The sequence below is a fragment of the Plantibacter sp. T3 genome, assembly GCF_902506515.1.
GTDB lineage: Bacteria > Actinomycetota > Actinomycetes > Actinomycetales > Microbacteriaceae > Plantibacter > Plantibacter auratus.
Genome location: NZ_LR733286.1, coordinates 285132 through 300088 on the forward strand (window position 1 = coordinate 285132; position 14957 = coordinate 300088).

The following is a 14957-nucleotide window of genomic DNA, read 5'->3' on the forward strand; positions in this document are numbered from 1 at the left end:
CCCGTCGCAATCCGACACCCGCCGTGTCCTTCGCCGGCGGATTCCGCGTCCCCGACTCAGGAGGTGCGCGGCGCGCCGGCCTCGTCAGCGGTCGACTCGCCGGAGCACTCCTGAGTCGGGGACAAGGACGGAACTAGATGACGCCCTGGGCGAGCATCGCGTCCGCGACCTTCACGAACGCGGCGGTGTTCGCCCCGACGACGTAGTCGCCCGGCCGACCGTAGCGCTCGGCGGCCTCGTAGGCGGCGCGGTGCACGCCGTGCATGATGCCGCGCAGTTTCACCTCGCTGTCGTCGAAGGACCACCGCTGCCTGGCCGCGTTCTGGCTCATCTCGAGCGCCGAGGTCGCCACGCCACCGGCGTTCGCCGCCTTCCCCGGGCCGAAGAGGACGCCGGCCTGCTGGAACACCCGCACGGCCTCGGGCGTCGACGGCATGTTCGCGCCCTCCGCGACCGCGATGACGCCGTGCTTCACGAGGGCGATCGCGTCGCGTTCATGAAGCTCGTTCTGCGTCGCACTCGGCAGCGCGATCTCCCCCGGGACGTCCCAGACGCTGCCGCCGGCGACGAAGTGGGCGCCCTGACGGCGGGCGGCGTACTCGGAGATCCGGCCGCGCTCGACCTCCTTGATCTGCTTGAGGAGCTCGAGGTCGATGCCGGCGTCGTCGACCACGTACCCCGAGGAGTCCGATGCGGTGACGGCGGTACCACCGAGCTGGTGGACCTTCTCGATCGCGTACGTCGCGACGTTCCCGGAGCCCGACACGATGACGCGCTTGCCCTCGACCCCGCGGCCGTCGACGGCGAGCATCTCGTCCACGAAGAACACCGTCCCGTACCCGGTCGCCTCGGTGCGCACCTCGGCGCCGCCCCAGCCGACGCCCTTGCCGGTGAACATGCCCGACTCGTGACGGTTGGTGATCTTCCGGTACTGGCCGAAGAGGAAGCCGATCTCGCGCGCGCCGACGCCGATGTCGCCGGCAGGGACGTCGGTGTGCTCGCCGAGGTGGCGGTAGAGCTCGTTCATGAAGCTCTGGCAGAAGCGCATGATCTCGGCGTCCGACCGCCCGTGCGGGTCGAAGTCGCTGCCGCCCTTCGCGCCGCCGATGCCCTGCGCGGTGAGGGCGTTCTTGAAGATCTGCTCGAACCCGAGGAACTTCACGATCGACAGGTTCACGCTCGGGTGGAAGCGCAACCCGCCCTTGTACGGGCCGAGCGCCGAGTTGAACTGGACGCGGAATCCGCGGTTCACCTGCACCCGGTTGCGGTCGTCGGTCCACGGCACACGGAAGACGACCTGCCGCTCGGGTTCGACGAGACGTTCGAGGATGCCCGCCTCGAGGTACTCGGGGTGTTCGTCGAGCGCCGGGCGGATGGACTCGAGGACTTCGAGGAGCGCCTGGTGGAACTCGGGTTCGCCCGCGTTGCGCCGCAGGGCGGCCTCCGCGACGGCGTGGACGGGGTCGGTGGACGTGGTGGTGCCGGTCACTGTGGTGCTTTCTGATCGGCCGACCAGGCGTCTCCGGCTGTCGCTCGACGGTGGTCGGAGGCAGTGGAGCGCGACTCGCCGGCGGGGAGGTACACGGGCCGTCGTGGGGCCTCGGCAAGCCTGGCAGCCGCGATAGATATCCGTCAAACGTCGACTAGACGAGCCGACCTGACCCGTGGGACGACGGCCTAGAGGTGGTCGTGCTCCGCGGCCTCGCTCGGGATGATCGGGATCGCGAGGGCCGGGAGCACGGCGACCGCGAGGAAGGCGAGCGGATAGCCGACCAGCCCGATGAGCGCACCGACCGCCGGGCCGACGACGGACGCGGCGATGAACTGGCCGGTGTTCTGCGCTCCCAGCGCCCGCCCGGCCCAGGTGGGGCCGGCCATCTCCGCGACCGAGGTGAAGGCGAGCCCGTTGTCGGCGACCGTCACGGCACTGGCGACGACGAGCGCGACGGCGACCGCCACCGGCCACTGCAGCAGCCCGACACCGGCGAGGAGCAGCATGACGACGACCGCCGACACCGCCACCCAGCGCAGCGGTCGCACCCGGCTGCCGACGCGGTCGCTCAACACCCCGACGCCGATCCGGCCGATCGCTCCGACGAACTGCGCCACGCCGACGAGCACGCCCGCCGCGAGTGCGTTCCAGCCCTGATCGGTGACGAGCCAGACGAGCGCGAAGGTCGTGAGGGTGAACTGCGGCACCACGAGCAGGATAGACACGGCGTGGATGCGCCAGAGGAAGCCGTCGCCTCGGTAGGGGTTGCGGGGTCGCGCGGTCACAGGGTTCGGCGTCGTCTCCGTCGGGACCGGCTTCGGCACGACGATCCGTGGCGGATTCCGGAGTCCGATGGTGCAGGCCACGGCGAGGACACCCGTCGCGACGAGCGAGATCACGAGGGCGGCGGAGATGCCCGACGCCGCCGCCACGGAAGGCACCGTCACAGCGGCCGCCGTGACGCCGAGGGGCTGCGACATCTGACGGATCCCCATCGCGAGACCGCGGCGGTCCTTCGGGAACCAGCCGACGACGATCCGGCCGCTCGCCGAGTTCGTGCTCGCGGAGGCGGCGCCACCGAGCAGGAGCAGGATGCCGAGCGGACCGTAGCCGAGCGAGGGGATGAGGCCGTCCGCGGCGATCGCCCCGGCAGCGGCCAGCGCGGTGAGGGCGAGGCCGCCCGCGATGACGATGCGCTCGCCGACGCGGTCGGCCAGCCAGCCCCAGGCGATGAGCGTCAGCACCATGCCGAGCGTGGGGGCAGCGGCCAGGACGCCGGCCTCGGCGAGCGACATGCCCCGCTCGGCGTGCAGGAGCGGGATGAGGAACGCCGGGGTGCTGACGAAGAGCGTGCCGGCGGTCTGCGCGGCGACACCGAGCCCGAGGACGGTCCAGGCCCGACCGGCGTTCGGCATCGGTGGGCGCGCGCCGCCAGCGGTCGCCGGGGCCACGGGGGCTGGTGTCGATCCGGTCATCGTGCCGCTTCCTGCGCTGGGTGTCTCCCACTGCTAGCATGACGGTACACCATTTTGGTATACCAATCGCCACCGGCCGGATCGGGAACACGGATGAGCACTCCGACGCAGACCACGCAGCTGTACGAGCGCCTCCGCGGGGCGATCCTGACCCTCGACCTCGCGCCCGGGCAGCCACTCACCGAGCGGGGGCTTGAGCAACGCTTCGCGGCGTCACGGACGCCCGTGCGCGCCGCGCTCACCCGGCTCGAAGCCGAGGGGCTGGCGCGTCGCGACGGCCGCGGCTGGATCGTCGCACCCATCGACCTCGAGGAGATCGGGCTCATCGCCGAGGTCCGTGAGGCGCTCGAGACCGCCGGCGTCCGGCTCGCCACCGAGCGCGCGACGGAAGCGCAGCTCGCCGCGATCCGCACCCTCCTCGATGAACCCCGACCCGACGACGAGCACACGGTGCTCCGCGTCGGAGGCGACTTCCACGAGGAGCTCGCGACGCTGTCCGCGAACCACCTGCTCGCCGAAGGGGTGCACGGCGCGATGGTCCGGCTCGCCCGCACCCGCTGGCTCGAGGTGCGGACGCCCGAGGCCCGAGAGCAGGCCGCCACGGAGCACCGCGCCATCCTCGACGCGGTCGCGGCGCGCGACCCCGAGCGCGCTGCGGACCTCGTCGCGCGCCACATCCGCGGGACGAACGAGCGGCTCATCGCATCACTCACCGCCGACCAGCGTCGCCTCCGCGGTCACGGTGTCGACATCGTCAGCTGAACGCGACACCCGACCGCCGCGGGCGGCTCAGTCGTCGAGCGGCTCCGCCGACAGCAGCCCGCGCAACCAGTCACGGGCCTCGATGAACACCTCGTCGTTGTAGCGGGAGTGGTAGTCGACGGCGGTGCGATCGGCGCTCGGGTACGAGCCCAGGAAGATCACGTTCGGGCTGAAGCGTCGGAGCCCCAGCAGCGCGTCGGCCATCCGCTCGTCCTCGATGTGTCCGAGGGCGTCGATCACGAAGCGGTAGCGGCCGAGCGCGTCGCCGATGGGCCGGGACTCGATGAGACTCAGGTTCACGCCTCGCGTGGAGAACTGCTCGAGCATGCCGAGCAGCGAGCCGGACTCGTCGTTCGGCAGCTCGACGATGAGGCTCGTCTTGTCGGCACCCGTCCTGGCCGGGATCTCCCGTGAGCGACTGACGACGACGAAGCGGGTCACGGCGTTCGGGTTGTCGCCGATGTTCTCCGCGAGGACATCGAGGTCGTAGTGGTTCACGATGCCGGGCGGGGCGACCGCGGCGTCGGCGGTGGAGGTGCCGTCGAGGAGCGAGGCCGCGGCGGCGACGTTGCTCGACGCCGGGATGTGCCCGTGCGAGGGCAGCTTCGCGTCGAGCCAGAGGTGACACTGTCCGTAGGCGACGGGGTGCGCGTTCACGACCGAGACGTCCTCGAGGCGGGTTCCGGGGCGGGCGACGAGCACGAAGTTCACCGGGACGAGCACCTCGCCGACGATGCGGAGACCGGGCATCGTGGCGAGTGCATCCTGCGCCACGGACACACCTCCGTCGACCGAGTTCTCGATGGCGATGACCGCGGCCGAGCTGCGGCCCTCGAGGACGTCGCCGAGCGCCTCGCCGACGTTCGACACGGGCTTCCAGATCTGGCCCCTGGCCTCCTCGACCTGGCCGAGCGCCACCTCGGTGAAGGTCCCGCTCGGACCGAGGAAACTGTAGCTCCGGAGGGCGTCGTCGGCGGGTGCGGCTGGCATGCCTCCGAGCGTACCGTGTGCTTCGCGACACGCTCTTGGAGGACCGTTGACTCCCATCCAGGTCACATTCGGGTGATTTCCAGGAAGATCGGGCCATTTCGGCCCCGATACCCCCCGTTTTGAGCTATTCAAATCACGCCAATACCCGCCACAATGGATACAAGGGTGTATTGAGCGCTGCCGCTCGTCTCGGGAAGCGAGTTCACGGCCGTTCGTCTCCCCGATCTCGATGCGTGATCCATGTCGCGCGAGGCTCCACCCGACGGGCTGAGACAGGAACAGGAGTGACGTGACGAGTGTCTTCACCGACGCCGCCCCGCGGTCCACTCCCCGACTGAACCTGGCGAGCGGCAGCGAGGCCGCGTTCAGCCTCGGCTCCTCCTGGATCCTCCCGTCGTTGTCGCTGCCGACCTGGGTGCACCGGCCGATCTCGGCGGCCCGCGCGACCCTCGTCAAGTCGCTCGTCATGACCGTCGCGATCGCCGCGATCCTGGCCGGCGTGGTCACGGTGACGCAGACCTCGACCGCCGGTGCGTCCGCGATCTCCGCCGCCGACTTCGCACCGGCGGCCTCCTCCGTCCCGACGATGACGGCCGCCGCCTTCACCACCGCCTACGCCGGGGATCTCGCCGCGGCGGCGACGACCCTCACGACGATGTCCTCATCGCAGGTCGCGCAGCTGTGGACCGAGCTCGCTCCTGGATACCGCGCACTGCTCATCACCGGTTACCCGGCGGTCATCGGCAACCTCGAGGGTGTCGCCTACACGGACCGGGCGACGGCCAACGTCTCCCGGCTCGCCGGCCTCCTCGCCGACACCGAGGCGAGCTACCGCTCGCTGACGGTGAGCAGCGACCAGGTCGACGGGCAGGCGGACTCGGCGGCCCTCGCCACGACCCTGTCGCGCCTGGACGCGATCAAGCTGCTCGCCGACCGGTACGCACCGGACGCGATCGCCGCCCGCCTCCAGCCCGAGTACCTGATCACGTTGCAGGCGGGCGGCTCCGGACCCCCGCGGGTCGCGGTCGCCGTCGGAGACGTGGACACCGCCGCCTACGTCACGGTGCTCGTCCCCGGGATGAACAGCAGCGCCCTCGAACTCGACGACTACCTGCGCGGGGCGAAGCGCATCCAGACCGCCGCAGCCGACAGTGCGGTCATCCTCTGGATCGGCGGACACAGCCCGAGCGCACTCGAGGTGCCGTCGAACGACCGGGCCATCGAGGGGGCTCCCCTGCTCGCCGGGGTGCTCGCCGGATACGACGCCGTCCGCTCCGCCCACGGCGTCGTCTCCCGGTTGAGCGTCGTGGCGCACTCCTACGGCACGGCGACGGCCTCGCTCGCGTTGGCGTCCGGCGACTATCACGTCGACGACTTCGTCATGCTCGGTTCGGCCGGCATCCCGACGGAGATCGGGATCGACGATCTGCACGTCCCGGCCGGCCGCGTGTACGCCTCCCAAGCGAGCGCCGACACCCTCGCCGGTCTCGGCCAGCTCCTGTCCGGTCGAGCCGACCCCGCGACGAGCTCCTGGGGCGCGACCACCTTCGGCTCGGACGGGCTGACGCTCGGCGACGGCGACCACCTCGGCGCCGTCGAGGGACACAACGCGGTCGGGTCGAGCAACGCCGACGACCGGGGCAAGTACCTCGGGCCGGCCACCGAGAGCCTCTACGCCATCCAGCGCATCGTCACGGGTCAGGCCTCGGCGGTCGCCGACCTGACGACGCCCGTATCGCCCCACCAGCGCACCTCCGTGCCGGACGCCGCGGGCGCCGGGGCGGGCGCGTCCACGACGAGCACCTCCACCACCGCCTCCGCTTCCGCCTCGGCCGCGGCGCTCCTCGCCACGCGCTAGTCGACGGCCCTCCACAGGCACCCGGAGCAGGGACCTCTCCACAGATCTGTGTCGGCCCGCCCCTGCGCCGAGGGAACCGGGTAACGTCGTTGACATACCGACATACGCCTTCGTAGGCTCGGCTCATGCGAACGACCATCCGACTCGCCGACGAGTTCTACGAGGCCGTCCGCGAGCACGCCTCGCAGGAGGGGAAGACCGTCACCGCCTACATCGAAGAGGCCCTGCGCGCGAAGCTGGCCGCAGCGGCCGCGCCGCCCGAGCGGGAACCCTACAAGGTCGTGCCGTACGGCGGGGGCGGACCCCGCCCAGGAATCGACCTCACGAACAACGCGCAACTCGAGGACATCATGGACGCTTTCGAGTGAAGGTGGTCGACACCAACGTCCTCATCGGCGCGTTCCGACCCGATTCACAACACCACCGCACGCTCGCAACCTGGTTGGAAGATGCCGTCCGATCGAGAGAGCCCCTGGGCGTCAGCGAAGCCGTGCTCGCGGGGTACATCCGGATCGTGACCCAGCGTCGGATCTTCGTCGATCCCACTCCGATCTCCGTCGCGCTCGAGCAGATGCAGCGACTCCGCGACGAGCCCGGCGTTCAGGTCGTCCGCCCTGGCCCGTCGTTCTGGACGGTCTTCACCTCGCTCTGTGCAGCGGTCGAGGCCCAAGGCAACCTCGTCTCGGACGCGGCCCACGCCGCACTCGCGATCGAACACCGGGCCACCTTCGTCACGCTCGATCGCGACTTCGCGCGCTTCCCCGACCTCCGCTGGGAATCGCCACTCGCCACGGGTCAAGCGCCTTCCTGACATCGGTCGTTCCTGCCAGACTGGTGCGATGAACGATCGCGCAGGTACCCCCGCCACCGAAGCAGATCTGATCGACGTCCCGTCGCTCATCGACGCGTACTACACGCTGAAGCCGGACGTCTCGATCCCCGAGCAGCGGGTGGTGTTCGGCACCTCCGGCCACCGCGGCTCCTCGCTGAACACCGCGTTCAACCAGGACCACATCGCCGCCACCACGCAGGCGATCGTCGAGTACCGCGCGAGCCAGGGGATCACCGGGCCGCTCTTCATCGGCTCCGACACCCACGCGCTCAGCGGGCCGGCGCAGACGACGGCCCTCGAGGTCCTGGTCGCCAACGGTGTGCGCGTCCTGGTCGACGAGTTCGACGACTTCGTTCCGACCCCCGCGCTCAGCCACGCGATCCTCAAGTACAACGCCGAGGGCAACGGCGACCAGGCGGACGGCATCGTCGTCACGCCCAGCCACAACCCGCCGGCCGACGGCGGCTTCAAGTACAACCCCCCGCACGGCGGACCTGCCGGCTCCGACGCGACCTCCTGGATCGCGAACCGCGCCAACGAGCTCATCGCCGGTGGGCTGCACGACGTCAAGATGGCGGAACCGTCTGCCGTCGAGACGTACGACTTCCGCGGCAACTACGTCGACGACCTGAAGCACATCATCAACCTCGACGCCATCAAGCGCAGCGGGATCCGCATCGGTGCCGACCCCCTCGGCGGCGCGAGCGTCCACTACTGGCAGGCGATCGCCGACCGCTACGAGATCGACCTCACCGTCGTGAACCCGCACGTCGACCCGGCCTGGGCGTTCATGACGCTCGACTGGGACGGCAAGATCCGCATGGACCCGTCGTCGCCCTCCGCCATGGCGGCGCTCGTCGCACGACGCGACGAGTTCGACCTCCTCACCGGCAATGACGCCGACGCGGACCGCCACGGCATCGTCACGCCCGACGCCGGGCTCATGAACCCCAACCATTACCTCGCCGTCGCGATCGACTACCTCTACGCGAACCGGCCGGGTTGGCGCGAGGACGCAGCCGTGGGCAAGACCCTCGTGTCGTCGTCGGTCGTCGACCGCGTGGCCGAATCCCTCGGACGCCGGCTCTGGGAGGTCCCGGTCGGCTTCAAGTGGTTCGTTCCCGGTCTCGTCGACGGCTCGGTCGGCTTCGGTGGCGAGGAGAGCGCCGGCGCGAGCTTCCTCCGCTTCGACGGCTCGGTGTGGACCACCGACAAGGACGGCATCCTCCTCTGCCTGCTCGCCGCCGAGATCCTCGCCGTGACGGGCAAGACCCCTTCGGTGCTCTACCGGGAGCTGACCGAGCGCTTCGGCGACCCCGTGTACGAGCGCGTCGACGCCGCCGCCTCGAAGGAACAGAAGGCGCGGCTCGGCAAGCTCGACGGCGACGCCATCACGGCGACCGAGCTCGCCGGCGACCCGATCGTCGCGAAGCTCAGTCACGCGCCGGGCAACGACGCGGCCATCGGCGGCGTCAAGGTCGTGACCGAGCACGCGTGGTTCGCCGCTCGTCCGTCCGGCACCGAGGACGTCTACAAGATCTACGCCGAGTCGTTCAAGGGCGCGGAGCACCTCAAGCTCGTCCAGGCGGAGGCGAAGCAGATCGTCGACGCCGCCCTCGGCGCCTAGGCGCCCTCACCCCTCGTCACTGAGCCTGTCGACGGGCGGTCCCTGAGTCGACACCCGGCCCCAGAGCCTGTCGAAGGGCGCACTTCGACAGGCTCAGTGACCGCTCTTCCCTGAGCCCGCTCCGCCCCGGTCCCTGAACCTGTCGAAGGGCTAGTTCAGATACCCGGGAGCCGCCGGGAGCCCGAAGAACTCCTCGAGCGTCGTCACGCCCGTGTCGTGCATCTCGGTCGCGAGCGGCACGCCGATGTAGCGGTAGTGCCATGGCTCGAACGAGAAGCCGGTGACGTCGACCTTGTCGGCCGGGTACCGCAGGAGGAACCCGAAGCGGTAGGCGTTCGCGGCGAGCCACTGCCCCTCCGCCGTGTCGCCGAAGCAGGTGTTGAGCGAGCAGTTGCCGCTCTCGGCACCGATGTCCATCGTCCAGCCGGTCTGGTGCTCGCTGTAGCCGGGGCGTGCGGTCGTCGAGTCGTCGGGTTCACTGTTGTACACCGACACCTGGCTCGAGTAGCTGCGGTACGCGCTGTTCGAAGCGAGCGACAGGCCGGCCTCTGCCGAGGCGGTGTCGAACAGCTGCACGATCGCGGCGGCGGCCTCGGCACGCAACAGCGGGTCCCAGGTGTGGGCGACGGGGACGGACACGAGGTCCGGTGGTGTGTAGTCGACCGGGTTCAGCGGCCGGGTCTTGTTGACGACCACCCACGGGCTCAGCGGGTCGTCGATCGAGTAGGCGGCCTTGTCGAACGCCGGCGGGGCTGGGGGCGCGACCGGAACCGTCTCCGTCGGCGTCGGCGTGGGGGTCGGTGTCGGGGTGACGGACGGGGTCGCGCTCGGCGTCTTCGTGGCGGCGGCCGGGGTGGGCGTGGCGCCGCCGGCGATGTTCACGACGAGCACCACGAGCAGGATCGCGAGCGCGGCGGCCAGGACGCTCAACGCGATCACGCGGTTGCGTCGGACGCGCCGCGAAACCGGGCGTCGGTGGGAGGGCTGGTGGACTGCGGTCACACGTCGAGCCTAACCGCGACACGGCGCATGCGCCTCTGCCACACTGTCGACAGGCTTGCACACCGGACGAGGGGCCCGATCATGACCGCAGGGACGCCAGCACACCACGCGCCGACGCACCGGAAGCGCCCGCGATTCCGTCGGCTCCTGACCGCGGCCGCCGTCGTGATCGGTCTCGGCCTCGTCGTCGCGGTCATCGCAGCCATCACCCCGTGGCCGTCCGCGCTCCTCATCCGCTCGGTGTTCGAACGCGGCGGTGCTGCGACGGTCGCCGAGATGGAACCGTACGTCCCCGACACGAAGCTCACGGAGTTCCGCGACATCGCGTACGCGGCACCGAGCGGCGGCCGACCACAGGTGGACACCACCCTCGACGTCTTCACCCCAGCGGACGGCACCGAACCGCTGACCACGATCGTCTGGATCCACGGCGGCGCCTGGATCTCCGGCGAGAAGGGCAACGTCGAGCCCTACCTCCGCATCCTCGCAGCAGCGGGGTACACGACGATCGCGGTCAACTACACGATCGCTCCCGAGGCCGTCTATCCGACGGCCGTGAACCAACTCAACGACGCCCTCGCGTACATCTCGGAGCACGCCGCCGAGTGGAACGGGAACCCGGATCGCCTCGTGCTCGCGGGCGACTCAGCGGGATCGCAGCTCGCCAGCCAGCTCGCCGTCCTCACGACCAACCCCGACTACGCGACGCTGTCGGGCATGACCCCGGGCATCGCTGCGGATCAGCTCGTCGGGACGATCCTCAACTGCGGGGTCTACGACCTGCCGTCGATGGCCGAGCTCGACGGTATCGGCGCCTGGGGCCTCCAGACCGCCCTCTGGGCCTACGCGGGCACGAAGGACTGGTCGGAGACGTCGACCGGCGCGCTCATGTCGACGATCGACTTCGTCACCGCCGACTTCCCGCCGACCTTCATCACCGGCGGGAACGGCGACGCGCTCACCTGGTTGCAGTCGGTCCCGATGAGCAGGGCTCTCGAGGATGCCGGCGTCGACGTCTCGAAGCTGTTCTGGGCCGCGGACCACGAGCCGGCACTCCCCCACGAGTACCAGTTCCACCTCGACCTCGACGACGCCCACGTGGCACTCACGGCCACCCTGGACTACCTCGCGGCGCTCGACGCGAACCTCGACGCAGCGCCGACCTCCACACCCTGACCGAAGCGGTTGCCGCGGAACTTGCGCCGGGTGTAAGTTTGCACACTACGCAAAATCCCCAACGTCGGTGCGCCTGCAAACCGGCGCGCCCAGAGTCGAACGAGACCGCATGTCATCCAGTTCCCCCGCCTCGACCGAGCCGTCGGGATCCGCCCCCGTCCTCAGCCACCGGCAGATCCTCTTCATCATCTTCGGCCTCATGGCCGGGATGTTCCTCTCCGCACTCGACCAGACCATCGTCGGCACCTCGATGCGCACGATCGCCGACGACCTCGACGGCATGGCCCTCCAGGCGTGGGTCACCACCGCGTACCTGATCACCTCCACCGTCTCGACGCCGATCTACGGCAAGCTGTCCGACATCTTCGGCCGCCGCCCGCTGTTCATCATCGCGATCTCGATCTTCCTCATCGGCTCGCTCCTCGCCGGCATGTCCGGTTCGATGTACGAGCTGGCGATCTTCCGCGCCATCCAGGGCCTCGGCGCCGGCGGCCTCATGGCCCTGCCGCTGACGATCATGGGTGACATGCTCGCCCCGCGCGAGCGCGCCAAGTACCAGGGGTACTTCCTCGCGGTCTTCGGCGTCTCGAGCGTCATCGGCCCGCTGATCGGCGGCCTGTTCGCCGGTGCCCCCGAGCTGCTGTTCATCACCGGCTGGCGCTGGGTGTTCCTCATCAACCTGCCGATCGGTGTCATCGCGCTCGCGATCGTCCTCCGTTTCCTGCACATCCCGCACACCCGCCACAGCGTCCGCATCGACTGGTGGGGCGCCGCAACGGTCGTCCTCGCCGTCGTGCCCCTGCTGCTCGTCGCCGAGCAGGGCCGCATCTGGGGCTGGGCCTCGGCCGGGTCCATCGCCTGCTACGCCATCGGGGTCGCCGGCATCATCGGGTTCATCCTCGTCGAACGGGCCATGGGCGACGATGCGCTCATCCCGTTGAAGCTCTTCAAGAACTCGACCTTCCGGGTCGCCACCATCCTCGGCGTGCTCGTCGGGTTCGGCATGTTCGGCGCGATGATGACGGTGCCGCTGTTCCTGCAGCTCGTCGAGGGTGCGACGCCGACCGAGTCCGGCCTGCTGATGCTGCCGATGATCCTCGGCCTCATGATCTCGTCGATCGCGAGCGGCCAGATCATCGCGCGGACCGGCAAGTACAAGGCGTTCCCGATCGTCGGGACCTTCCTGCTCCTGAGCGGCTTCTTCTACTTCAGCTTCGCGACGGCCGACAAGCCCGTCTGGTGGATGATGGGCGGCATGCTGCTCGTCGGCCTCGGACTCGGCCAGCTGATGCAGACGCTGACGATCGCGAGCCAGAACGCCGTCGAGGCACGCGACATCGGGGTGGCGACGAGCTCGTCGACCTTCTTCCGTCAGATCGGTGGAACGCTGGGCACGGCCGTGATCTTCTCCGTGCTCTACACGCGGATCCCGACGACCATCGCGGCGGCGTTCGCCGACCCGACGCTCAGCGAGCGGGTCCGGGCTGCGGCGCAGGACCCGGCCGTGCTGTCGGACCCGGCGAACGAGGGCATCCTCAAGGTGCTGCAGCGGGCGCAGGAGAACAGCGGCTCGGCCGGTTCCGCGCTCGACGGCGACACCTCGTTCCTCGTCGGTGCGAACCACGACCTGGCCGCGCCGTTCCTCACGGGGTTCGCGGATGCGACCGTGACCGTGTTCTGGGTGAGCTTCGCGGTGGTCGCCGTCGCGTTCGTGCTGAGCTGGTTCCTCAAGGCGCCGCCGCTGCGGGCGAAGTCCGCGCTGCAGGAGCGCACCGACGCCCAGGCTGCGGAGGACGCCGAGGACGAGTTGTCGCTCGCCGCCCAGCGTGCCGCCGAGCTGGCGGGGTCGCAGCTGTCACCCGACACGGCGAGCAACCGCGTCGTCGATCCGTCCGCCCGTCGCTGACCGTCGTTCGTCGGCTTGCCAGCGCACCGCGCTGACGTGAGCGCGGGGTGACCGCCGCCGGCGCACCGCGCTGACGGGCCATCCGGGTGTCAGCGCGGTGCGCTGACGTGACCGCTGTCGAATCGGCGTCACCGCGACCCCAGCGCGTGAGCGCGCCCCTCCGGAGGGGCGCGCTCACGCCGCAGACCCGCGCTCGCGTCAGCGCACCGCACTGGCGCCACACCCCACCCACATCTGACACCAGCATGAGAGCGCTCTCAGCAGGCGATAGCATGGGCGTGCACCCAGCCACGAGGAGCTTCGATGACGCACGCCCCCCAGCCCACCACCCGTCCGGCCCTGATCCTGCCGCCGTTCCTCTGGGGTTCCGCCACCGCGGCCGCCCAGGTCGAGGGAGCAGCGCACGAGGACGGCAAGGAGGACTCCATCTGGGACGCCTTCGCCCGGGTGCCCGGCGCGATCGCCAACGGTGACGACCTCGAGGTCGCCGTCGACCACTACCACCGCACCGCCGGCGACGTCGCGATCATGTCCGAGCTGGGCCTCGACGCCTACCGCTTCTCCACGAGCTGGGCGCGCATCAAGCCGGGCGACCGCGACGTCAACCCCGCCGGCCTTGACTTCTACAGCCGTCTCGTCGACCAGCTCCTCGACGCCGGCATCCTCCCCTGGCTCACCCTGTACCACTGGGACCTCCCACAGACGCTCGAGGAGCAGGGCGGCTGGACGAACCGCGACACCGCCCTGCGCTTCGTCGATTACGCCGAGGCGACCTACGAGGCGCTCGGCGACCGCGTCCAGCACTGGACGACCTTCAACGAACCGTTCTGCTCCTCCCTGCTCGGCTATGCGGTCGGCGTGCACGCACCCGGCCGCCGCGACGAGGCCGCCGCGCTCGCCGCCATCCACCACCAGCACCTCGCCCACGGCCTGGCCACCACGCGCCTCCGCGAGCTCGGTGCCGAGCAGATCGGCATCACCCTCAACCTCACCAATGCGATCCCGGCGGACCCCACCGACCCGGCCGACGTCGACGCCGCCCGCCGCGTCGACGGGATCATGAACCGCATCTTCCTCGAACCGATCGTCCTCGGCGCGTACCCGGCCGACGTCGCCCACGACCTCGAAGGCCTCGGCCTCGACACGCTCGTCCACGACGGCGACCTCGAGACCATCTCCGCCCCGATCGACTTCCTCGGCGTCAACCACTACCACGACGACCTCGTGTCGGGTCACCCCGACGACTCCGGCGCCGACGGCGGCCACTCCGGCGCGACCGAGCGCGAGGCCGGTTCGCCCTGGCTCGCCTCGCCCGACATCTCCTTCCCGAGCCGCGGACTCCCGCGCACCGCGATGGACTGGGAGGTGCACCCCGCCGGCCTCCGCACCCTGCTCGTCCGGCTCGGCCGCGAGTACCCGACGCTGCCGCCGCTGTACGTGACCGAGAACGGTGCGGCCTACGACGACGTCGTCGCGGAGGACGGCCGCATCCACGACGTCGACCGCGACGCCTTCATCCAGGACCACATCGACCAGGTGGAACTCGCGATCGCCGACGGTGCCGACGTGCGCGGCTACTTCGTCTGGTCGCTGCTCGACAACTTCGAGTGGGCGTACGGCTATGACAAGCGGTTCGGCATCGTGCGGGTCGATTACGACACGCAGGAGCGCACGATCAAGGACAGCGGACTCGCGTACGCGCGCCGCATCGCCGCCTCGCGTGTGGTGCCCGCCGTGGCGGAGCTTCCCTGACGCAGGAACACTCCGGCGTGTCGCGATCGAGGGGACGCGACACGCCGGTCACCTCCTGAGGAGCGGCACCGGCCACGGATGTCCA

12 protein-coding genes are annotated in these 14957 nt (G+C 70.2%); 8 read left to right on the forward strand and 4 right to left on the reverse strand.

Going from position 1 to position 14957, the window contains the following annotated elements:
* Positions 1-133: 133 nt before the first annotated feature.
* Together gdhA and GV015_RS01395 are read right to left on the reverse strand one after the other, a co-directional pair.
* The gene (gene gdhA, locus GV015_RS01390) at positions 134-1489 is read right to left on the reverse strand and encodes an NADP-specific glutamate dehydrogenase (RefSeq protein ID WP_064296885.1); all 1356 of its coding nucleotides are present in this window, start codon (positions 1487-1489) and stop codon (positions 134-136) included.
* A gap of 188 nt (positions 1490-1677) precedes the next feature.
* Entirely contained in the window at positions 1678-2907 is a 1230-nt protein-coding gene (locus tag GV015_RS01395) for an MFS transporter (protein WP_159879989.1), read from the reverse strand.
* A gap of 153 nt (positions 2908-3060) precedes the next feature.
* Between GV015_RS01395 and GV015_RS01400 the strand changes: the two genes are divergently transcribed.
* On the forward strand, positions 3061-3729 hold the full coding sequence (locus tag GV015_RS01400; protein ID WP_079706453.1) for a GntR family transcriptional regulator: 669 nt from the start codon (positions 3061-3063) through the stop codon (positions 3727-3729).
* A gap of 27 nt (positions 3730-3756) precedes the next feature.
* On the opposite strand, the gene pheA is transcribed toward GV015_RS01400, so the two are convergent.
* On the reverse strand, positions 3757-4719 hold the full coding sequence (gene pheA / locus GV015_RS01405) for a prephenate dehydratase (RefSeq protein WP_159876096.1): 963 nt from the start codon (positions 4717-4719) through the stop codon (positions 3757-3759).
* A 289-nt stretch (positions 4720-5008) separates the two neighbouring features.
* Between pheA and GV015_RS01410 the strand changes: the two genes are divergently transcribed.
* The 4 genes from GV015_RS01410 to pgm all read left to right on the forward strand — a co-directional run bounded on the left by GV015_RS01410 (position 5009) and on the right by pgm (position 9036).
* The gene (locus GV015_RS01410) at positions 5009-6577 is read left to right on the forward strand and encodes an alpha/beta hydrolase (RefSeq protein WP_159876098.1); all 1569 of its coding nucleotides are present in this window, start codon (positions 5009-5011) and stop codon (positions 6575-6577) included.
* A 125-nt stretch (positions 6578-6702) separates the two neighbouring features.
* A complete protein-coding gene (locus GV015_RS01415) occupies positions 6703-6945 on the forward strand; it encodes a ribbon-helix-helix protein, CopG family (protein ID WP_159876100.1) in 243 nt (80 codons plus the stop codon).
* Positions 6946-6947: 2 nt separating this feature from the next.
* A complete protein-coding gene (locus GV015_RS01420) occupies positions 6948-7388 on the forward strand; it encodes a type II toxin-antitoxin system VapC family toxin (protein WP_236555280.1) in 441 nt (146 codons plus the stop codon).
* A gap of 28 nt (positions 7389-7416) precedes the next feature.
* Positions 7417-9036: a phosphoglucomutase (alpha-D-glucose-1,6-bisphosphate-dependent) gene (pgm, locus tag GV015_RS01425; protein WP_159876104.1), complete on the forward strand. Its 1620-nt coding sequence runs from the start codon at positions 7417-7419 to the stop codon at positions 9034-9036.
* A 150-nt stretch (positions 9037-9186) separates the two neighbouring features.
* Here pgm and GV015_RS01430 read toward each other — a convergent pair whose 3' ends face one another.
* The gene (locus GV015_RS01430; protein ID WP_236555281.1) at positions 9187-10038 is read right to left on the reverse strand and encodes a M15 family metallopeptidase; all 852 of its coding nucleotides are present in this window, start codon (positions 10036-10038) and stop codon (positions 9187-9189) included.
* 81 nt (positions 10039-10119) lie between these two features.
* Between GV015_RS01430 and GV015_RS01435 the strand changes: the two genes are divergently transcribed.
* The 3 genes from GV015_RS01435 to GV015_RS01445 all read left to right on the forward strand — a co-directional run bounded on the left by GV015_RS01435 (position 10120) and on the right by GV015_RS01445 (position 14872).
* Complete coding sequence (locus GV015_RS01435) at positions 10120-11214, forward strand: alpha/beta hydrolase (RefSeq protein WP_159876106.1); 1095 nt, start codon at positions 10120-10122, stop codon at positions 11212-11214.
* 109 nt (positions 11215-11323) lie between these two features.
* Complete coding sequence (locus tag GV015_RS01440) at positions 11324-13120, forward strand: MDR family MFS transporter (protein WP_079706445.1); 1797 nt, start codon at positions 11324-11326, stop codon at positions 13118-13120.
* Between the two features lie 303 nt (positions 13121-13423).
* Positions 13424-14872 carry a GH1 family beta-glucosidase gene (locus GV015_RS01445; protein ID WP_159876108.1) on the forward strand — a complete coding sequence of 483 codons (1449 nt, stop codon included), beginning with the start codon at positions 13424-13426 and terminating at the stop codon, positions 14870-14872.
* Positions 14873-14957 lie beyond the last annotated feature (85 nt).

Excerpts from the sequence above, each read along its gene's own strand:
- GV015_RS01395 (WP_159879989.1), bottom strand. The coding sequence starts at position 2,907 with ATGCCGAACGCCGGTCGGGCCTGGACCGTCCTCGGGCTCGGTGTCGCC.
- GV015_RS01400 (WP_079706453.1), top strand. The coding sequence starts at position 3,061 with ATGAGCACTCCGACGCAGACCACGCAGCTGTACGAGCGCCTCCGCGGG.
- pheA (WP_159876096.1), bottom strand. The coding sequence starts at position 4,719 with ATGCCAGCCGCACCCGCCGACGACGCCCTCCGGAGCTACAGTTTCCTC.
- GV015_RS01415 (WP_159876100.1), top strand. The coding sequence starts at position 6,703 with ATGCGAACGACCATCCGACTCGCCGACGAGTTCTACGAGGCCGTCCGC.
- pgm (WP_159876104.1), top strand. The coding sequence starts at position 7,417 with ATGAACGATCGCGCAGGTACCCCCGCCACCGAAGCAGATCTGATCGAC.
- GV015_RS01435 (WP_159876106.1), top strand. The coding sequence starts at position 10,120 with ATGACCGCAGGGACGCCAGCACACCACGCGCCGACGCACCGGAAGCGC.
- GV015_RS01440 (WP_079706445.1), top strand. The coding sequence starts at position 11,324 with ATGTCATCCAGTTCCCCCGCCTCGACCGAGCCGTCGGGATCCGCCCCC.
- GV015_RS01445 (WP_159876108.1), top strand. The coding sequence starts at position 13,424 with ATGACGCACGCCCCCCAGCCCACCACCCGTCCGGCCCTGATCCTGCCG.